17 protein-coding genes are annotated in these 19,622 nt (G+C 46.7%); 3 read left to right on the forward strand and 14 right to left on the reverse strand.

Features of this window, described 5'->3' with window-relative positions; all coding sequences use genetic code 11:
- The first annotated feature begins 130 nt into the window (after positions 1-130).
- The 3 genes from GCU85_RS01870 (at position 131) to lhgO (ending at position 4,757) form a co-directional block, all read left to right on the forward strand.
- Entirely contained in the window at positions 131-1,147 is a 1,017-nt protein-coding gene (locus GCU85_RS01870) for a TAXI family TRAP transporter solute-binding subunit (RefSeq protein WP_152808780.1), read from the forward strand.
- A 173-nt stretch (positions 1,148-1,320) separates the two neighbouring features.
- The gene (locus GCU85_RS01875; RefSeq protein WP_152808782.1) at positions 1,321-3,528 is read left to right on the forward strand and encodes a TRAP transporter permease; all 2,208 of its coding nucleotides are present in this window, start codon (positions 1,321-1,323) and stop codon (positions 3,526-3,528) included.
- A 32-nt stretch (positions 3,529-3,560) separates the two neighbouring features.
- Positions 3,561-4,757: an L-2-hydroxyglutarate oxidase gene (gene lhgO, locus GCU85_RS01880; protein ID WP_152808784.1), complete on the forward strand. Its 1,197-nt coding sequence runs from the start codon at positions 3,561-3,563 to the stop codon at positions 4,755-4,757.
- A gap of 192 nt (positions 4,758-4,949) precedes the next feature.
- On the opposite strand, the gene ilvC is transcribed toward lhgO, so the two are convergent.
- The 14 genes from ilvC to hflK all read right to left on the reverse strand — a co-directional run bounded on the left by ilvC (position 4,950) and on the right by hflK (position 19,605).
- Positions 4,950-5,966 carry a ketol-acid reductoisomerase gene (gene ilvC / locus GCU85_RS01885; RefSeq protein ID WP_152808786.1) on the reverse strand — a complete coding sequence of 339 codons (1,017 nt, stop codon included), beginning with the start codon at positions 5,964-5,966 and terminating at the stop codon, positions 4,950-4,952.
- A gap of 177 nt (positions 5,967-6,143) precedes the next feature.
- Positions 6,144-6,635: an acetolactate synthase small subunit gene (gene ilvN / locus GCU85_RS01890; RefSeq protein WP_152808788.1), complete on the reverse strand. Its 492-nt coding sequence runs from the start codon at positions 6,633-6,635 to the stop codon at positions 6,144-6,146.
- On the reverse strand, positions 6,635-8,392 hold the full coding sequence (gene ilvB / locus GCU85_RS01895) for a biosynthetic-type acetolactate synthase large subunit (protein WP_152808790.1): 1,758 nt from the start codon (positions 8,390-8,392) through the stop codon (positions 6,635-6,637). Before ilvB ends, ilvN begins: the two co-directional genes overlap by 1 nt.
- A gap of 242 nt (positions 8,393-8,634) precedes the next feature.
- Complete coding sequence (zapD, locus tag GCU85_RS01900) at positions 8,635-9,423, reverse strand: cell division protein ZapD (protein ID WP_152808792.1); 789 nt, start codon at positions 9,421-9,423, stop codon at positions 8,635-8,637.
- A 93-nt stretch (positions 9,424-9,516) separates the two neighbouring features.
- Positions 9,517-11,079 carry an exodeoxyribonuclease VII large subunit gene (gene xseA, locus GCU85_RS01905; protein WP_152808795.1) on the reverse strand — a complete coding sequence of 521 codons (1,563 nt, stop codon included), beginning with the start codon at positions 11,077-11,079 and terminating at the stop codon, positions 9,517-9,519.
- Positions 11,042-11,371 carry a DUF2614 family zinc ribbon-containing protein gene (locus tag GCU85_RS01910; RefSeq protein ID WP_152808797.1) on the reverse strand — a complete coding sequence of 110 codons (330 nt, stop codon included), beginning with the start codon at positions 11,369-11,371 and terminating at the stop codon, positions 11,042-11,044. The genes xseA and GCU85_RS01910 overlap by 38 nt, the downstream gene beginning before the upstream one ends.
- A 78-nt stretch (positions 11,372-11,449) precedes the next feature.
- Entirely contained in the window at positions 11,450-12,460 is a 1,011-nt protein-coding gene (locus tag GCU85_RS01915) for a tryptophan--tRNA ligase (RefSeq protein WP_152808799.1), read from the reverse strand.
- Between the two features lie 153 nt (positions 12,461-12,613).
- On the reverse strand, positions 12,614-13,237 hold the full coding sequence (locus tag GCU85_RS01920; protein ID WP_152808801.1) for an L-threonylcarbamoyladenylate synthase: 624 nt from the start codon (positions 13,235-13,237) through the stop codon (positions 12,614-12,616).
- 289 nt (positions 13,238-13,526) lie between these two features.
- On the reverse strand, positions 13,527-14,381 hold the full coding sequence (ubiA, locus tag GCU85_RS01925) for a 4-hydroxybenzoate octaprenyltransferase (RefSeq protein ID WP_152808803.1): 855 nt from the start codon (positions 14,379-14,381) through the stop codon (positions 13,527-13,529).
- 210 nt (positions 14,382-14,591) lie between these two features.
- Positions 14,592-15,029, reverse strand: a complete 438-nt coding sequence (locus GCU85_RS01930) for a hypothetical protein (RefSeq protein ID WP_152808805.1) — start codon at positions 15,027-15,029, stop codon at positions 14,592-14,594.
- Between the two features lie 39 nt (positions 15,030-15,068).
- On the reverse strand, positions 15,069-16,358 hold the full coding sequence (locus tag GCU85_RS01935) for an adenylosuccinate synthase (protein ID WP_152808806.1): 1,290 nt from the start codon (positions 16,356-16,358) through the stop codon (positions 15,069-15,071).
- Between the two features lie 21 nt (positions 16,359-16,379).
- A complete protein-coding gene (locus tag GCU85_RS01940; protein ID WP_152808808.1) occupies positions 16,380-17,573 on the reverse strand; it encodes an ATP phosphoribosyltransferase regulatory subunit in 1,194 nt (397 codons plus the stop codon).
- 2 nt (positions 17,574-17,575) lie between these two features.
- The gene (gene hflC / locus GCU85_RS01945; protein ID WP_152808810.1) at positions 17,576-18,439 is read right to left on the reverse strand and encodes a protease modulator HflC; all 864 of its coding nucleotides are present in this window, start codon (positions 18,437-18,439) and stop codon (positions 17,576-17,578) included.
- Positions 18,436-19,605, reverse strand: coding sequence for an FtsH protease activity modulator HflK (gene hflK, locus GCU85_RS01950; RefSeq protein ID WP_152808812.1), 1,170 nt, complete (start codon positions 19,603-19,605; stop codon positions 18,436-18,438). The genes hflC and hflK overlap by 4 nt, the downstream gene beginning before the upstream one ends.
- Positions 19,606-19,622 lie beyond the last annotated feature (17 nt).

Genomic DNA, 19,622 nt, shown 5'->3' on the forward strand with positions numbered 1-19,622 from the left:
CCCTATCTCGCCCTATCTCGCCAAAGAAACAATGACTAAACAGTGACTAAACGGTTACTACAATAAAACAACATTAAACAAAACCATTAACAAAACCATTTAACAACAGCCAACATTTAAGGAGTTTCTGATGAAATTAAAGACCCTACTCATCGCATCTGTCTCATCGCTAATGTCATCACTGGTGCTTAGCACAGGCGCAATCGCCCAAGAAAACAAAAACTACCTACTCGCAACCGCATCAACGGGTGGCACTTACTACCCTGTCGGCGTGGCGCTATCCACACTAACCAAAGTCAAACTCGAGCCCAAACATAAACTAGGCATGTCAGCAATCAGCTCGGCAGGCTCTGGCGAGAATATCAAACTGTTGCGTGACAACCAAGTCCAATTTGCCATATTACAAGGTCTATACGGCTACTACGCAGCCACAGGCACAGGCCCACTAGAGAGCGCAGGCAAGCAAGAAAACTTACGTGCGGTATCCATGCTATGGCAAAACGTCGAGCACTTTGCCGTCAGCAAAGCGGACGCCCAAACAGGAACGGTTGAGGACTTTGTCGCCTTAAAAGGCAAAAAAATGGGCATGGGATCGCAAAATTCTGGCACCTTTGGTTCAAACAAGACACTATTAGCAGGACTTGGCATCGATATCGATAACGATTACGACCTGTTTTATGGCGGCTATGGCCCCACGGCAGAAGCCTTACAAAACGGTCAAATTGCAGGTCTAGGTATCCCTGCTGGCGCCCCTGCTGGTGCTATCACCCAGCTCATGGCATCCGCGTCTGACAAGGTTGCCATACTTGACGTGACCGATGAACAAATCGAAAAAATGGATGGTGGCAAACAGCTTTGGACACGTTACACCATCGCTGAAGGCACTTACCCTAACCAAGAAAAGCCCATCCAAACGATTGCCCAACCTAACATCCTCGCAGTCAATGCAGATATCCCAGAGGAAGATGTGTACTTAATTACTAAGGCCATGTATGAAAACCTAGCCTTTTTAAACAGTATACACCCAGCAACCAAAGCCATGAATATCGAAAGTGCGTTAGCAGGGCTGCCCCTTCCGCTACACCCTGGCGCAGTAAAATACTACCAAGAGGTTGGCGTGAGCATCCCAGCACACTTGATGCCCTAATCCACTAACCCCCCATAGAGAGGCGCCGTTGGCGCCTCTCTTGCTATGCATCTTATGCTTCTGCTATGCGTCTACTATACTTCTACTATGCGCTTGCTACGAATTAAAAATAACACCCGACGACCGAGTACCACGCCAACTTCCTTTGACCAAAAATTTCGGAATATACCCTAATGTCAAACCAACCTGCAAACCAACAACCCACAAACACACAGCCCAAAAGCACACAACCCTTATTTACATTTAATCAACTATTTGTAACCAACCAAGCAGGACGCCGCTCACTAACGGGCATCAGCGCGTGGGCAGCCATTGTTTTGTGTATTGTCATTGCGATTTTTCACCTCTATGTCGCATTCATTCCTGCGGTTGCCGAACTCACGCGCAATGCGCTACACTTTGCGGGTTTTGTCGTCCTATGCGCCATGACGTACCCTTTAACCAAACACAGCAGCCAAAGCAAATCACTCTTTGCCGTTGACTTAATCATTGGTTTTACCGTCGCGGTGGCGGCCATCTATCTTGCCTTTGCCGAAACGGCCATTTATGCACGTGACCTAAACCTATCCACCCTCGATTGGATTGCAGGCATTACCGTCATTATCGGCGCGATTGAAATGACACGGCGAGCGACTGGTTTGATTATCCCGATACTGATTATCCTCGCACTGTCTTATGTTTCATGGCTAGGACCTAATATCAGTGGCGTATTTAACTTTCCTGGTTTAAACGCAGAAAACGTGTTATTCCGCTCAATTTACGGCGATGATGCACTATTTGGTACCATCGCCAAAATCTCATCGACCTATGTGTTTTTGTTTATTTTATTTGGTGCGTTTTTGCTTCGCTCAGGCGCCGGGGACTTTGTCGTCGATATTTCACGTGCCGTGGCAGGTCGATTTGTTGGCGGTCCGGGTTTGGTCGCTGTGATTGCATCAGGGTTGACTGGCACAATTTCTGGCTCGGCCATTGCCAATACCGCATCAACAGGGGTCATCACCATTCCGATGATGAAACGCGCTGGTTTTCCAAAAACGTTCGCTGCTGCGGTCGAAGCAGCTTCATCAACTGGCGGACAGCTCATGCCGCCCATCATGGGCGCGGGCGCCTTTGTCATGGCAAGCTATACGCAATTACCCTATGAGAAAATCGTTGCCGTGGCGGCACTGCCTGCGTTGTTATATTTTTTATCGGTGGCATTTTTTGTCAGAATCGAAGCAAAAAAACAAGGCATGACCACTAGCGAACAAACCGAATACTCAGCTTGGCAAGCCATTAAACACCAAGGCGCGAGTTTTATTATTCCTATTGCCTTACTGATTACACTGCTTGTTACAGGCTATACCGCAACTTATGCGGCGGTTTTTAGTATTATTGCCGTGATTGTATCAAGCTGGCTAACCAAAACACCGATGGGGCCCAAAGCCATTTTAGAGGCGCTGGCGCTAGGCAGCAAAAACATGATTATGACAGGGGTACTGCTCTGCGCCGTCGGTCTCGTCGTTAACGTTATTGCGACCGCCGGTATTGGTAACACGTTTTCACTGATGATTAGCGGATGGGCTGACGGTAATATCTTAATTGCCATTGTCCTGATTGGGCTGGCTTCGTTAGTGCTCGGCATGGGGCTACCTGTCACCGCTGCTTACATCGTCCTTGCCACCCTTTCTGCGCCTGCACTGGCCAACATGATTAGCGATGCCTATTTACTCAACATGGTGGTCCAAGGCGACGTCCCCGAATCGGCGCGCGCGCTATTTATGCTCGCTAACCCAGATGCCATCACTGCATTGGCTAGCCCGATGAACAAAGCCGAAGCCAGTGCATTTTTGGCCGCTATTCCTGTCGATTTAGTCGGCGCAATTCGAGAACAAGTCATCCCAGCCGACGTTATCACCACCGCTATTTTATCTGCACATATGATTATCTTTTGGTTAAGCCAAGACTCTAACGTAACACCACCCGTTTGTTTGGCGTCATTTACCGCGGCTGCCATCGCAAAATCTCCACCCATGATGACGGGTTTTTATAGCTGGAAAGTCGCCAAAGGACTCTATATTGTCCCCATTTTATTCGCCTACACGCCAATTTTATCGGGTGATTGGGGCGCGGCCTTTACCACGTTTTGCTTTGCTATTTTTGGCATTTATGCCATCGCCGCCGCACTCGAAGGGCACATGGAAAACAAACTCGCATTATGGTTACGCCCTTTGGTACTGATAGCGGGCGCGCTTTGTTTATGGCCCAATCTCACCTATAATTTTATCGGCGTTGGATTAGTCGTGGGCATTTTCTTATTGAACCTAAAACAAACACAGAAAACGCAACAAATGCCATCCTCAGCCGAGACCGACCAGATAACCCTTGAAAAACGCCTTTAAAAACAACTTTAAAAACACCTTGAGACGAATTGATGATACAGACCTGTGACTTTTTGGTGATTGGCGCAGGGATTGTTGGCTTATCAACTGCTTATCATTTGCAAAAAGCCACCAACGCCAAAGTCATCGTCATCGAAAAAGAAAACGCACCCGCACAACACCAATCCAGCCACAACAGCGGCGTGGTTCATGCAGGTGTTTACTACGCGCCTGGTAGCTTAAAAGCGAAATTTTGCAAAATTGGCGTAGAAAAAACACAGGCATTTTGCATGCAACACCAACTGCCTTATGAAAAAACGGGCAAGTTAATTGTCGCAACCGATGAACAGGAATTACCCCATTTACAAGCGCTTTATCGCCGCGCACAAGAAAACGGCATCCCCATTCATGCCTTAGATGCCAAACAAACCCGCGAATTAGCACCAAATATCTCAGCCATCAGTGCGTTATTATCCCCCAGCACGGCAATTACCGATTACCAAAAAATCTGCGAACAACTCGCACAATGTATTCGTGATAATGGCGGTGCTATTCATTATTCAAATCCTTTTACCCAAGCAACAGAATACGCCAGCTATGTTGACGTTCGCACACCGTCTATGCAATTCCAAGCTGCTAAAGCCATCGCCTGCACAGGGCTTTACGCAGACCGCGTGGCCAAAGCCTTTGGCGCACCCGTTGATTTCCAAATCATGCCGTTTCGTGGTGAATTTTATGAAGTCCTCAATCAACCCAGCGACTTCGTCCGCCATCTCATTTATCCTGTCCCTGACCCTGAACGCCCTTTTCTTGGTGTGCACATTACCAAAAAAATCAATGGCAAATTCACCGTAGGCCCTAATGCCGTCCTTGCCTCAAGCCGTGAAGGTTACCGCATTACCGATATTAATCCCAGCGATATGTGGCAATCGCTACGCTATGCTGGATTTTGGCATATGCTACGGAAAAATGCAAAGCCTGCCATAACAGAGCTGTATAGCGCACTGTCAAAAACAGCCTACCTCAAACGAGTTCAACGGTATAGCCCCAGCATTCGGCGCCAAGATTTACGCCCCTACCCCGCGGGAGTCAGGGCACAAGCCATCGACAAATCGGGGAATCTCATCGATGATTTTAAATTTATAGAAACCGCACGGACTTTACACGTATGTAACGCCCCATCGCCCGCGGCAACGGCTTTTTATCCCATCGGGGAATACATCACCCAAAAAATCACCCAAACGGGTTGACGCCACTAAATACCTACTAAAAAGCCACCAAACATACACCAAACCCCCACTAAACAACATAAAAAGCAAACACAAAAGCCCCGCTTGCGGGGCTTTTGTGTTTGCCAAAAATAGTGCGGAAGCTTTTCGCCTAAGACGTTTTTTCCTAAGATGTTTTTTGTCTAAGGCGTTTTGCCTTGGCTTGTTTCTGCCTTAGTTTTTGTCTTTGTCGATAATTTTATTGGCTTGAATCCACGGCATCATACCACGCAATTTAGCACCCACTTGCTCGATCGGATGCGCTGCGTCTAGGCGGCGTCGCGCGGTCATCGATGGGTAATTTGTCGCGCCTTCTGAAATAAACATCTTGGCATAGTCACCATTTTGGATACGTTTTAGCGCATTGCGCATTGCCTGGCGCGATTGTTCATTAATCACCTCAGGGCCTGTCACGTACTCGCCGTATTCAGCGTTATTAGAGATAGAATAATTCATATCCGCAATACCGCCTTCGTACATTAAATCAACAATCAGTTTGAGCTCATGCAAACATTCAAAATACGCCATTTCAGGTGCATAACCTGCCTCAACCAAGGTCTCAAAACCTGCCTTGACGAGCTCGACCGCACCGCCACACAACACAGCTTGCTCACCAAATAAATCGGTTTCCGTTTCGTCTTTAAATGTTGTCTCAATAATACCGGTTCTACCGCCACCAACGCCCGATGCATACGACATGGCCACTTCTTTGGCTTTGCCTGATGCATCTTGGAAAACGGCAATCAAATCAGGAATTCCACCACCTTTAACAAATTCTGTTCTAACCGTGTGTCCAGGTGCTTTTGGCGCAATCATAATGACGTCTAAATCTTTGCGTGGCACAATCTGGTTATAGTGAATAGAAAAGCCATGAGAAAACGCCAATGTTGCACCGGGCTTAAGGTTGGGCTCGATTTCTTCGCGGTATAGTTGTCCCTGAAACTCATCTGGCGTTAGCACCATCACTAAATCCGCTGCGCTGACCGCTGATGGCACATCTAAGACCTTTAACCCTGCTGCCTCTACTTTGGGAATAGATGACGAACCAGGACGTAAGCCGACGGTAACATCGACCCCTGAGTCTTTTAAGTTATTGGCTTGCGCGTTGCCTTGCGAACCAAAGCCAATAATGGCAACTTTTTTACCGCGAATGATATCAATATTGCAATCTTTATCGTAATAAACCTTCATTTTTCCCCCAGTTTTTATACTGTTATCTATTTATTATTATCATTTAATTTCAATTTTACTGCCGTTTCACTGCCATTGGCTTAGCGTTTATATTTACAGCCTAAACTTTTATATAGCTTTTCGTATAGCCGTGCGTATAATTACAAACCCTACAGCCCAACCGACAACCCGAGGCGGCTAAACATGCAGCGTATTATTTCCACGCGCCAGCCCACAGACACCCGTGCGCGCGACTTCGAGGATTTTTTCATGCTCTAGCACATTTAACAGGGCATCTAATTTTTTACTCTTGCCTGTTGCCTCTATTGTCATTGTGCGAGATGAGACGTCTAAAATTCGACAGCGAAACACATCGGCAATTTGGATGATTTCAGAACGATTACTGCCTGTCACCGCTAGCTTAACCAGCATTAATTCGCGCTCAACATGATCCACATCATTCAAATCAATCAATTTAACAACATCAATCAGTTTATTCAGTTGTTTAACAATTTGTTCGATGATTTTATCCGAACCACTGCTCACCAACGTAATACGAGACAGTGATTCATCCTCTGTCGGCGCAACGGTCAAGCTCTCAATATTAAAATCACGCGCTGAAAACAGACCAACCACCCGCGACAACGCGCCTGCTTCATTTTCGATTAAAATGGAAATAATATGACGCATTAGACTAGTTTTCTCCCATCTTCGTTCGTAGATTTCATTTCATCACGACCATATAATAGCATTTCATGGTGGCCAGCACCCGATGGAATCATCGGAAATACATTTTCATTTTGATCCGTAATAAAATCCAAAAATACCGTGCGATCTTTGAGCGCGATGGCTTCTTTGAGTGCGCCCTCAACATCACTGGGGCGTTCGATTTTCATGCCAACGTGCCCATACGACTCCGCTAATTTAACAAAATCGGGCAGTGCGTCCATATAAGACATCGAATAACGCTTATCATAAAAGAATTCTTGCCATTGCCTTACCATGCCGAGGTACATATTATTCAAACAAATAATATTGGTCGGCACATGGTATTGCAGTGCTGTTGACATTTCTTGGAGCATCATTTGGATAGAGCCTTCACCCGTGACGCAAAAAACTTCCTCGTCTGGACAAGCCAATTTCGCACCGATTGCGGCAGGGTAACCAAAGCCCATTGTGCCCAAGCCACCTGAGTTAATCCATTTGCGTGGTGACTGAAACCCATAATACTGTGCTGCCCACATTTGGTGCTGCCCAACATCTGAAGTCACAATCGCATTGCCGCCCGTTAATCGATGCAGTACTTGCATGACATACTGTGGCTTAATCACGGTGTCAGAATTGTCATAGTAGAGACTATCGACGGCTTGCCATTCACGAATTTGCTGCCACCAATTGCTATAATCTGGCGTCTCTGCGCTGGCATTCATCGCTTCTAAGAATTTTTCTAATACAACCCGCACATCGCCAACGATAGGCACATCAACTTTGATGATTTTTGAAATCGAACTGGGGTCCACATCAATGTGGATGATTTTGGCATGCGGACAGAATTTTTCAATTTTCCCCGTAATACGATCGTCAAACCGCGCACCGACAGCAAACAACACATCACAATGGTGCATTGCCATATTGGCTTCGTAAGTCCCATGCATCCCTAGCATACCTAAAAAATTAGGGCTGTCGGCCGCCTCTGAGCCTAAGCCCATCAACGTATTGGTGATTGGTAATTGGTAGCGTTTTATCACTTGGCGCATTAAGTCAGACGCATTACCTTGCACCACGCCACCACCCGTATAAACCATTGGACGCTTCGCTGTTTTAAGCAATTCAACCGCCTTAACGATTTGTTTTCGGTGGCCTTGTGTATTGGGATTATACGAGCGCATTTCAACGCGATCAGGATAATCAAACACCCCTTCTGCACCACTGACGTCCTTGGGCAAATCAATATGCACTGGACCAGGGCGCCCTGTGGTTGCTATATGAAACGCTTTTTTCATGGTTTCGGGCAATTCACGGATGTCTTTTACTAGATAGCTATGCTTGACACAGGGTCGCGTGATACCGATTGCATCGACTTCTTGAAAGGCATCGGTGCCAATCAACTGGGATGGCACTTGACCCGATATGACAATCATTGGCACTGAGTCCATATAAGCAGTGGCAATGCCTGTAATGGCATTGGTAATCCCAGGGCCTGATGTCACTAACGCCACGCCAGGCTTTCCTGTCGCTCGCGCATAGCCGTCGGCTGCATGCGTCGCTGCTTGCTCATGCCGCACAAGGATATGCTCGACAGCGTCTTGCTTAAACAGCTCGTCATAGACATGCAAAATCGCCCCGCCAGGGTAACCAAATACATACTTGACCCCCTCCAACTGCAAGGAGCGAACGACCATTTCGGCGCCCGTCATAACTAACTTTTGAGTTTGATTTTCAGACATATGATTTTCAGACATCTCGATTAATGGATTATGGATTTAGCAAAAAGCGTCAAAAATGTGACAATAGCAAGCCATTTGCCTTAGGTCAAGTGTTTATCGTGGCTTTTAGCGTTTCGGTATCATTTTTTTATAATTTTTCACACCAGCAAGCCTAATCAACTGCCACCAATTGCCACCAAAACCTCCCATAACATCCCATAACTCCCAATAAACTGGGCAACGACACACGGGATAACAACACACTATAACACACAGGTTTGCAAACTAAACCGAACATTTTTCTCTGTTTGCTTTGGCCGAGTATCTGCCTGTATTTGCTCCATAAACCTTATAGCAAATCGATGCTTACCACCACTAATCCGCGGATAGACGTTATAGTTTTCATCTACGCGCACGCGCAGTAATTGGTGCATATGTAATCGACTATCGATGGTTTTAAGGTAGATACCGTTTTCTGCAATCATCACTTCGGGCGAGGCACTATCACGAATTAAAGACAACAAAAAATCAATCGCGCGTTTAAACGGCATAAAATCATCCAGCCATTTTTGGATTTGCTTTTCACGATGTGATTCCGCTTGCAACAACCAGTATTGCAGCTCTGGTATCTCAAACAAATAGCTGCCTGTATCATGAATATTGCGCTGTTTAATAATATTTAAAAACTCAATATTACGGATACGGTCAATGTGTTTTGAGTCCAACCCATGCAAAATATCAGCACAAGTTTGTAGCTCAATCAAGGTGCCATCAATTTTTTCTGCGTTCGCGTTTTCTTCGCGTAGTAATTGCACCAACATACTACGAATGCGCTCTAACTCTTTTAAAATCTCAGACCGCAATTCATAGCGGTTGGTCAAGTTTAGCAAGGCAAAGAGGGCATCCAAACACATTTGCGTCTCGTATTGATTACGCGCCTGTTTGTGGCGAATGGCCTGCAAAAAAATAATCTCCAGCCGCAATAGCAACCGCACACGCTCATTGAGTGGCTGTTCGTAAACTTGGCTAATGCTTTGCGTCAACTCTGTCATTTTTACCTTACTATTATCAATGCTGCTATTATCAATACGCTTATCATTATAAGCCGTAACTGCTGGCAAAACAATGTGATTATTGCTTTGTGATTATTGCTTTATCTCTCGTTGGTTCACTTTTATTTGCTGAACCATCACATCGGCTTGCCCATCGGCAAACCGCAGTCTAAGCTTAGCACCTGTTGCCAGCGTGTTGGCCCGATCAATGACTTGGTTTTGCTCATCAAACGCAATGACAAACCCCCTATCCAACATGCCTTGCGGTGATAAAAGCTGTAGCCGTGCATTCAGCTGAGACAATCGATTTGATTCTTGAGATGCGCGCTGGTTAAACTGCTGTAGTCGATAGGTCAGTTGTGATAAGTGTTGACGGGGCGGTATCAGCAGCTGTGATTGCTGGCGTACTAATCGTTGCGTCAAGCCTTGCAATTGATGCCTTAAACGCACCAATTGCTGATTTGGTGATTGCGTCGCCAATCGTTTGCGCAAATACGCCAATTGATTACGCTGCATAGTTACATACTGATTTTGCTGACGAGTCAGGCGGTTTGCCAGCTCATCAAGGCGCTGGCTATTTTGTTGATGCTGGCGTAGTGGGTGCTTTTGCATCAGCCGTCGCTTCACCTCGATTAGGCGTCGTTGCTGCTGGTGTATTGTCTCATCTAGCAAACGATATAGTCGCGACTCGGTTTGCTTTAACAGCGTCAGTAACGCAACACGGTCCGGGCTGACCACCTCGGCAGCACCCGTTGGTGTCGGTGCGCGATAATCGCTGACAAAATCGGCAATGGTAAAGTCGGTCTCATGGCCTACGCCCGTTACGACGGGTATTTGGCTATTGACGATGGCGTAGGCAACGGCTTCATCATTGAATGCCTGTAAATCCTCTAACGACCCACCGCCACGCACTAGCAAAATAATGCAGTTATCAGCATGGCGGTCATCCTGGCAGTTATCTTGGCAGGCATCGTAGTTAGCTTGTGCCAATGCCTTAACGATTTGTTGGCTGGCATGCTCACCTTGCACCAAGGTCGGATAAACCTTGACAGGGATAAACGGTGCACGCCGCGCTAGCGTAGTCAGCACATCGCGGATTGCCGCCCCCGTTTCGGATGTCACCAATGCAATCTGTGCCGGCCAAGTCGGTAACGCTTTTTTGTAGGATGCGGCGGTAACGCCTTCAGCATCTAGCTTAGCCTTGAGCGCAGCAAATGCCTTAGCCAACGCACCAAACCCAGCTGGCTCAACATCGTGGACGATGAGTTGGTATTGCCCACGCGGTTGGTAGACACTGACACTCGCCTTGACAGTCACTTTGTCGCCATTGGATAGCGCCGACAGCACGGGTCTAGCAATGCGGTTGGCTTGACCTTTAAATAACGCACAGCTCACCGACGCACGACTGTCTTTGAGCGAAAAATAACGGTGTCCGCTGGCGACCAATGAAAAATTTGAGACCTCACCCTCAATCCACAAAAATCCTGGCAATGCGGATTCCAGCGTGTCAGAAATCATGGCATTCAATTCGGTAACCGTTAACGCCACCTCTTGGTACGTCGAAGGAGAAAGACAAGGAGTATCCATCGTTGAAAAAGCCGCTGCCATGATATCAGCGTCAGTCGTTTTTTGCGTGGGGTTGATGGCAATGCGCACAGTCACTCGGGCGTAAAAACATCGCCCTAACTGTGGCAAAAAATGGCTTACCGCAATGCGGACACAGGATTTTCGCCATAAATTTATTGAGTGTCAAAAGCATAGGAATAAAAAGCAACAACACGATCACTGCCATGACGAGCAGCACCAACGGTACTGCCATCGATTGTGATAACGCTGAAAAAAAGTGGGTCATAAAAAAAACAGCAAACCCGAGCATCAACACCACACAAATCACCGCCAATGGACGCGCCATATCTACCGTCATTTCAGTTTGATTACTGTCTGTCATCTTTATCTTTTTACTCGCTTATCTGCTTATCTGCTTATCTGCTTACCCGCAAAGCACAGCCGTTAAAACAACAAGCCGCTAAAACAATCGGCGAATCCCGATTGCTTGACGGACTTCTTGCAACAACATACGGCTCATCGGACGCACACGATCAGCCCCCGCTTTTAATACGGCTTCAATATACTCGGGACGCTGCATCAGCGCATCGTATTTTTCACGCATTGGCGCAATTTCGTGATTAATGGTTTCAAATAATAATTGCTTCATATCGCCCCAGCTAATGCCCTCGGCATAGCGCAGGCGCAAATCAGCGACAGCAGCAGCATCGGCAAATGCTTGGTATAAGTGAAATAGTGTTGATGTATCAGGGTCTTTGGGTTCACCCGGTGCTTGTGAGTTGGTTTGGATTTTCATAATCAATTGACGCAACTGCTTTTCAGGGACAAATAACGGAATGGTATTGTCATAACTTTTAGACATTTTACGCCCGTCAAGCCCTTCAAGTAATTGCGTTGATTCATTCACCACTGCTTTGGGCAACGGGAATACTTCGCCAAACGTATGGTTGAATTTCTGTGCAATATCTCTTGTCATTTCGATATGCTGGATTTGGTCTTTACCCACGGGCACGTGGGTTGATTTAAATATCAAAATATCAGCGCTCATCAAAATAGGATAGCCAAACAATCCCATCGTCACGCCGTGGTCTAGCTCTTGCTGGCCTTTGGCTTTATTCTCATCTACCGCCGCTTTGTAGGCATGGGCGCGATTCATCAACCCTTTGTTAGCCACACAATTAAGCACCCAAGTTAGCTCCATTGTCTCGGGCACATCTGATTGGCGATAAAAGTTGGATTTTGCCGGGTCTAGCCCACAAGCCAACCACGTCGCCGCAATTTCCAGAGTCGCCTGCTGAATTCTAGCAGGTTCATGGCATTTAATAATACCGTGATAATCTGCCAAAAAGAAAAAACTCTCATCGCCACGGGTTTGTGTGCTTTCGATTGCGGGACGAATCGCGCCAACATAATTGCCCAAATGCGGGGTACCTGTGGTCGTAATGCCCGTTAAAATACGTTTTTTAGTCATCGGGGTTGTCATCAGTTTTAAAATTACTCATTGCTAAAAGCGCCTATTATACGCATCATTGCGGTTTTTTGTGTCATTTCAGTCTATTTTTCATTTGTCAGTCGCTCGCATTATCGACCGCTCGCATTATCGACCTATCGTGCAAAACATGCGCTACAAAAACGCGTTCACCTCGCCTTGCCCTTGCCTAATCAGCACTGGCGGCATGCCATCTGACATATCCAATACCGTGGTCGGTGCGAAATTTGTACCACCACCATCAATAATCAAATCCACTTGGTGCGCAATTTTCTCGTAAATATCTTCGGCAAATAATTCTGATATCTCGGCATCAGGCAAAATCAACGTCGTTGATAACAAGGGGCCATCAAATGCAGTCAATAAGGTTTGGACAATCGGGTGATTAGGCACGCGGATACCGATTGTCTTGCGGCGATTACCAAACAGTCGCTTAGGTAACTCTACGCTTGCTTGCAAAATAAAGGTATAGGGCCCTGGCGTCGCCGTCTTTAACAGACGATACTGCGCATTATCGAGTTTGGCGTATTGCGATATCATCGACAAATCCGCACAAAGTAGCGAAAAATAATGGTTTTTTTCCAGCTGACGAATGGCTGCCATCCGATCTTGGCCTTTTTTATTATCGACAGTCGTTGCCAGCGCATACCCTGAATCTGTGGGCAATACGATGACGCCTTGGTCATTGAGTACGTCAACCGCTTGGTTGATTAGGCGCTGCTGCGGGGTTTCAGGGTGGATATAAATAACTCGTGACATAGACAGGTAACATTTTGAAAATAATTAAAATAAACAGGATAACAGCAGACATAGACCCGATTGACTGCATCAATGCGAATGTGGCGGCATCAATGGGCATCAATGGGCAGTTAATGGACAATTAATAGGCTGCTAATCAACGCTCGGAGCCCCAGCCCAGCCATCAGCCATCACTACTAACCATCGCTATTATACCTGATAACAGCTTGCCCTGAGAGTTAATTCATCGCTTTATGGTAAACAGCCGATATACAGACAAATAACTCGGACGAATAACTCAGGCGAATAACTAGGGCAAGTAGCTCAACATAATGCCCAAAAAAATCAGCACGCCAACCCATTGGTTATTCAAAAACGCGGCAAAAAACGCTTCACCCGTTTGCTGCTGATACAACTGCATTTGATAACAAAAACACCCCGCCGCCAGCAATAACCCCAGATAATAATAACCCGCCATTTGATTGATTAATCCGATGATTGCCATTAATCCCAAAAAAACCCCCATCAGCACGAGCAATATCGTTTTTGTCTGCCGACCAAACCACCGCGCGCTTGATTTGACGCCAATTTTTGCGTCGTCTGGCGCATCAACCAAGGCATAAAGTGTATCATAAATCAGCGTCCAACAGATAGATGCCAGCATCAACAGCCAAGCTGAGACAGGCAGACGCCCCAAAATCGTGATATACACCATCAAAATCGCGCACGAAAATGCCATCCCAAGGACTAATTGTGGGCAATCAAAAAATCGTTTTGTCAATGGATACAACAACACGAGCATGACCGTGATTACCGCAGGCAACATCGCACGAGCGGGTAACAACAATAACAGAAAAAAGGCAATGAGCAGTAAACCAGCAAAGACAATCAACGCCCCTCGCGCGCTGATTATGCCTTGGACCAACGGGCGTTGCTGTGTTCGCTGTACATGCCCATCTATCTTTCGGTCGGCAAAATCATTAATCACACAACCTGCGCTGCGCATGACCCAAGCACCTACTAAAAAAATCACGGTATAAAATGCCGACGGGCTGCCGTCTGCAGCCAGCCACAACGCCCATAGCATCGGCATTGCAAGCAACACCGTACCAATTGGTCTATCGGCACGCATCAGCTGAATAATAGCGGTTAGGGTTGGCTTCATTATTGATTATTGATTATTGATTATTGATTATTGATTCAATTGCAACAGGACAACAGAGCAACAGGATTCACGCAAAGCAGCTCATTTCAGTTGCCCCGCTTAATGCCGTGGCATAGGGTATCAAGCGAAGGGGCATTCTTGTTGGGGTATCGTTGTTGATGCACCGTTGAACTTACCGTTGAACTTATCGCTTACCGTCGATTACGTTAATCACCTAGCAATACGCCAGCTTTCGCTTTGCATACACCGTTTAAAACGCAGTCGGTACAAATCCTTTTCATCCAGTGAGTTTAATGCGCTTTTTTCTAATTTCAAATCACCAATACTGTCAAAATATTTATCGGTGGCATAATTACAAATTTTTCTATCAATTTTAAATAGGCGTTTGATTTTTTTGCTGGTGGTGCCTTGGTACTGAAACACCATGCCATGCGCCTTGCCAGTGAATGATTTGACTGCTGCTAGTTGTTTGCTCTCGGCCTCTGCCCCCACGATTTGTGACGATTTATCGCGCTTAAATTCATAGTCTTTTTGCGATAAACTGCCGTTATTTAGCATTTCCTGTATCAGACCAAAGCCCACCGCTTGACTGTAAGTTGCAAACCAGACTGTCAATAAAAATAATACGTACTTGCCTCGATTTTTCATCCGTTGTTACCTCACCTATTGTCCCAGATTAATAATCCATTAATCCGCCAAAATGTCGCGGCGTATAATGGTGTCTTTGCGATCAGGGCTGGTTGAAACCATGTCAATGCCAACACCTAGCAAGTCAGACAATGCTGCTAGGTAGGTTTTGGCTTTTTCAGGCAACGCCTCATAATCCATAATGCCTGATGTCGATTGCTGCCACCCTTCAAACGTCCGATAAATTGGACGACAATCCAAAAAGGCCTGTGGCTCAATGGGGGCAATATCAATTTGCTTATCGTCAGATTCATACGCCACGCAGACTTTAATTTCGTCAAGTGTATCAAGCACATCAAGCTTTGTAATACATAGCGAATGGACACCGCTATTCATCATCGCACGGCGCATCACTGGTACATCAAACCATCCACAGCGCCTTGCTCTGCCAGTACTCGCCCCAATTTCACAGCCGATTTTTGCGATACGTTGACCGATTTCATCAAATAACTCAGTCGGAAAAGGACCTGCGCCCACTCGCGTCGTGTAGGCTTTGGCTATCCCTAACACATGCCCGACATCGCTTGGGCCTAACCCTGTACCTGATGCGGCGTTTCCTGCCGAGGTATTCGATGATGTGACAAAAGGATACGTGCCATGGTCAATATCTAGCATTGCGCCTTGTGCGCCTTCAAACAAGATTTTACCGCCCTGCTGTTGGATTTCTGCCAAGGCAACCGACACATCAGTTACCATCGATGAAACCCCATCAAATAAGCGAACCAATTCTTTAAAGGTTGCATCCGCATCAATAGGCGCTGCATCGTAATAATTGGTTAATAAAAAGTTATGATAGCCGACCAATCGTTTGACTTTTTCGCGCAAGTTACTTTTATCAAAACAATCATATAGCTTAATCGCACGCCTTGCAACTTTGTCCTCGTAGGCAGGCCCTATGCCGCGACCTGTTGTGCCGATGGCCGTTTCGCCTCGCATTGCTTCTCTGGCTTTATCCAGCGCAATATGCGATGGCAAAATTAACACACAGGCGCTGGATATTTTCAGTTTCGCCGTAACATCAATCCCTGCAAGCGTCTGCATTTCTTCATGCAACGCAGCCAAGGACAGCACCACGCCATTGCCAATAAAACACGCCGTGTCATCGTGCAAAATACCCGAAGGTATCAGGTGCAGTACCGTTTTTTTGCCGTCCAGCACTAGCGTGTGCCCAGCATTATGCCCGCCCTGAAACCGAACAACCGCTTGGCATCTTGGCGCTAACAAATCAACAATTTTTCCTTTTCCTTCATCACCCCACTGGGTGCCAATCACTACAACATTTTTGGGCATATTTTTACCGCTTACCTGAAATTAATAAGAACACTCAACGACAGCAAATTCATCGCGGTCTTGAGTAATAATTTTGTGCGTACACCGCTGATTTGACAGCACGCCATCAGCGAACACTTGAATCACGATATCCGTTTTTCGTAGTTGACTCACGTATTGATTTAATGTCGGACTATCTGGCAAATCACAACAAATAACCCGCTGCGTTGCAGGCTGGCGTGGCACGACACGCGTCAACAAATTCAAATTACAACTAAACCCTGTCGCAGGGCGATTTTGATAACTGCAATCAAAGCCATCGCCGACGCCATTATAACGACCACCACGGGCAATCGATTGCCACAATCCATTAACATAAGCAGCAAAAATAATGCCGTTATGGTAGCCGTAGCCATGCACATCGCTCAAATCAATATGTAACTGTAGCGTTGGATGTCGTACGCGCAGCGCTGCACTAATCTGCTGCAGCTTATCTAATTCAGCCAAAACAGACGGATATTCTGCATAGATTTCACGCGCGGTCGCCAAAATATTAGCACCACCGTGCAAATCAATCAACTGGGTCAAGCACTGTGTTTGTTGGTTTGACAGCCGACACTGTTTAGCCAAATCATTGAGCGCCGCGCCATCTTTGCGTGACCACGCTTGAAAAAACCCACCGTACAGGCTTTCAGGGACATGCAGCGCGCGTAATAATTCGACTGGCACATCGACATTACCCAAGCTCATCACAAAATCACGTAACGCGATTTCATGTAAATAATCAATCAGCAAGCTGATAATCTCACTATCGGCTTCGATATGGTTGCTGCCAAATAACTCGACACCTGCCACACTGGGGTTGCGGTGCCGTCCGTGCCCTGTTGGCAGGCTTTTTACCACTTCGCCGACATACGCATAGCGCGCAATTTGCTGGGTGCGCAAATAATGCGCGTCAATACGGGCAATTTGCGGGGTGATATCGGCACGTATCGCCAGTTGTTTGCCTGTTTTTTGGTCTTTGAATTGCAAGGTTTGCTCGAGCAAATCACCCTGCGGGTTGACCTCGACAAACGTATCAATATACTCCAGCATGGGGGGACGTAACGGTTGGTACCCCCAATGCGCGAATGTCGATAGCGCGACTTGCTCCAGACGATTTAGCGTAGCGGCATCTGTTGGCAAATATTCAACCACCCCTTCGGGCAGCATCCATGCACGAAAATCACTGCCCATGCTTACTCTTTGTTTTTAAGGAAATTAAAGAATTCCGAGTCAGGTGAAGTAACAAACGTATCTGACTTATTATTAAAGGCCGCTTGGTAAGCCTCTAAGCTTTTCTGAAAGCGATAAAATGATTCGTCCTGAGAGAATGAATCGGCATACACTTTTGTTGCTTCTGCATCGCCTTGACCACGGATAATTTGCGCATCGCGGTTGGCATTGGCCAGAATAATATTGGCTTCTCTGTCCGTTTGGGCGCGGATAATGACCTCGCGCTCTCGACCTTCGGCGCGAATACTGTTGGACACGCGCTCACGTTCGGCGCGCATACGGTCAAATATATTGCCTTTGATTTGATCAGAAAACTCCACACGCTTGACCCGCACATCGACGACTTGCATCCCTTGTGACCCGACCTCGCCTGACAATGTGTCGGTAATTGACTGCATGATTTCTTCTCGATCACCCGCGACGACTTCTTTCACGGTCCGTCTGGCAAACTCACCCCGCAGCTGGTTGTTGGCAATTTGTTCGATAATACTCTCTGCCCGTGGCTTAGCGCCCCGCGTTGCGACCCAGTATTTTTGCGTATCAACGATTCGCCACTCAATAAAATAGTCCACGATGAGTTCTTTTTTCTCTGCGGTAAAAAAGGCCTCAGATGGCGCATCCAATGTCTGCAAGCGCGCATCAAAGCGGATGACGCTTTCAATCCCCGGTATTTTAAAGTGTAACCCAGGCTCAATGTCATTGGCCGTAATTTCACCCACTCGCGTTTTAATCGCCGTATGCCCTTCGCGAACGATAAACACACTAGACAATAATAAAAGGAAAATAACGGCCAGCCCCACGACTAACCAAGTCAAATTAATCTTCATCGTGTTAACCTCTGCTGTGTGCTTTGATTGGTCGGTTTTTTCTCCTGCGCGGCATCTTTATCGTCTTGAATCAACTGGTTCAAGGTATGACGGGGCGCATTCACTGGCACAGGGGCTTCTGTTTTGCCTTGGGCATCACCAACGGGCAAATACAAAATCGGGGCATTTTCACCCGTATCGACAATCACATTATTCACGCGGCTATAAACCGACTGCAACGTCTCAATGTACATGCGGTCGCGTGTAATTTCAGGTGCCATTCGATAATTCGTCAAAATATCATTAAACCGAGTCGTTTCCCCCGTTGCTCTGGCGATGACTTCGGCTTTGTGCGTTTCGGCACGTTCGGTGATTTCTTTGGCTTGGGCGCGCGCCAACGGAATTTGTTGATTGCGGTAGGCTTGTGCTTGCAGCACATAACGCTCGGCATCTTCACGGGCTTTGACCGCATCATCAAAAGCCGCCTGCACCTCGTCTGGGGCTTTGGCGTCTCGCAGCTCAACCCGCTCGACCAAAATACCCGACTGGTAGCGCTCTAGCGTATCAACCAAATTTTGCTTAACCAGCGCAGGCCACTCGCTACGCCCTTCGGTCAAGACATAATCCACGTTATTAGCCCCCACGACCTCACGTACCGAAGACGCGAGTGCCTCTTCTAATACCCGCTCGGGACCATTCAAGTTAAACAAGAAATCCTCGGCGTTACCCACGCGATACTGAACCGCCAAACTGACTTCGACGATATTTTCGTCCGAGGTCAGAATTTGCCGTCTCGAATTCCCCGATGCGTCACCGGTATCGATGGTTTTTAAACTACCGACATCGACTTTATTGACTTTACCGATAGGATAAGGTTTATGAAAGTTAATCCCTGGTTGTACGGCGGTCTCTGTGTGTTTGCCAAACGTTAATTCAACGCCGTGAAAACCCTCTTGCAGAATATAAATCCCCGACGCACCCCATAACAACACAGCAACGCCCAAAATTGGCGCAATGGCTTTTTTGGGAATATGGAGCTCGGATTTGCCATTGGGTTTATTGCCATCAGGCTGATTATTGTTACCACCACCTAAGAAGCTTTCTTTTAATTTATTCAAAATACCACTGAGTTCATTACCTTCAGTATTTTTAGGGCGATTTCCCCACGGGTCATTATCTTGACTCATTACGTTCCTCGGTTAGA

This window comes from Ostreibacterium oceani (genome assembly GCF_009362845.1).
Taxonomy (GTDB): Bacteria; Pseudomonadota; Gammaproteobacteria; order Cardiobacteriales; family Ostreibacteriaceae; genus Ostreibacterium; species Ostreibacterium oceani.

What these genes read in the sequence shown, in the direction of transcription:
- GCU85_RS01940 (WP_152808808.1), bottom strand. Translation starts at nt 17,573, where the DNA reads ATGGGCAGTGATTTTCGTGCATGGATGCTGCCCGAAGGGGTGGTTGAA.
- GCU85_RS01920 (WP_152808801.1), bottom strand. Translation starts at nt 13,237, where the DNA reads ATGTCACGAGTTATTTATATCCACCCTGAAACCCCGCAGCAGCGCCTA.
- ilvN (WP_152808788.1), bottom strand. Translation starts at nt 6,635, where the DNA reads ATGCGTCATATTATTTCCATTTTAATCGAAAATGAAGCAGGCGCGTTG.
- GCU85_RS01915 (WP_152808799.1), bottom strand. Translation starts at nt 12,460, where the DNA reads ATGACTAAAAAACGTATTTTAACGGGCATTACGACCACAGGTACCCCG.
- ubiA (WP_152808803.1), bottom strand. Translation starts at nt 14,381, where the DNA reads ATGAAGCCAACCCTAACCGCTATTATTCAGCTGATGCGTGCCGATAGA.
- GCU85_RS01935 (WP_152808806.1), bottom strand. Translation starts at nt 16,358, where the DNA reads ATGCCCAAAAATGTTGTAGTGATTGGCACCCAGTGGGGTGATGAAGGA.
- ilvC (WP_152808786.1), bottom strand. Translation starts at nt 5,966, where the DNA reads ATGAAGGTTTATTACGATAAAGATTGCAATATTGATATCATTCGCGGT.
- hflK (WP_152808812.1), bottom strand. Translation starts at nt 19,605, where the DNA reads ATGAGTCAAGATAATGACCCGTGGGGAAATCGCCCTAAAAATACTGAA.
- GCU85_RS01930 (WP_152808805.1), bottom strand. Translation starts at nt 15,029, where the DNA reads ATGAAAAATCGAGGCAAGTACGTATTATTTTTATTGACAGTCTGGTTT.
- lhgO (WP_152808784.1), top strand. Translation starts at nt 3,561, where the DNA reads ATGATACAGACCTGTGACTTTTTGGTGATTGGCGCAGGGATTGTTGGC.
- GCU85_RS01910 (WP_152808797.1), bottom strand. Translation starts at nt 11,371, where the DNA reads ATGACAGACAGTAATCAAACTGAAATGACGGTAGATATGGCGCGTCCA.
- hflC (WP_152808810.1), bottom strand. Translation starts at nt 18,439, where the DNA reads ATGAAGATTAATTTGACTTGGTTAGTCGTGGGGCTGGCCGTTATTTTC.
- GCU85_RS01870 (WP_152808780.1), top strand. Translation starts at nt 131, where the DNA reads ATGAAATTAAAGACCCTACTCATCGCATCTGTCTCATCGCTAATGTCA.
- GCU85_RS01875 (WP_152808782.1), top strand. Translation starts at nt 1,321, where the DNA reads ATGTCAAACCAACCTGCAAACCAACAACCCACAAACACACAGCCCAAA.
- zapD (WP_152808792.1), bottom strand. Translation starts at nt 9,423, where the DNA reads ATGACAGAGTTGACGCAAAGCATTAGCCAAGTTTACGAACAGCCACTC.
- ilvB (WP_152808790.1), bottom strand. Translation starts at nt 8,392, where the DNA reads ATGTCTGAAAATCAAACTCAAAAGTTAGTTATGACGGGCGCCGAAATG.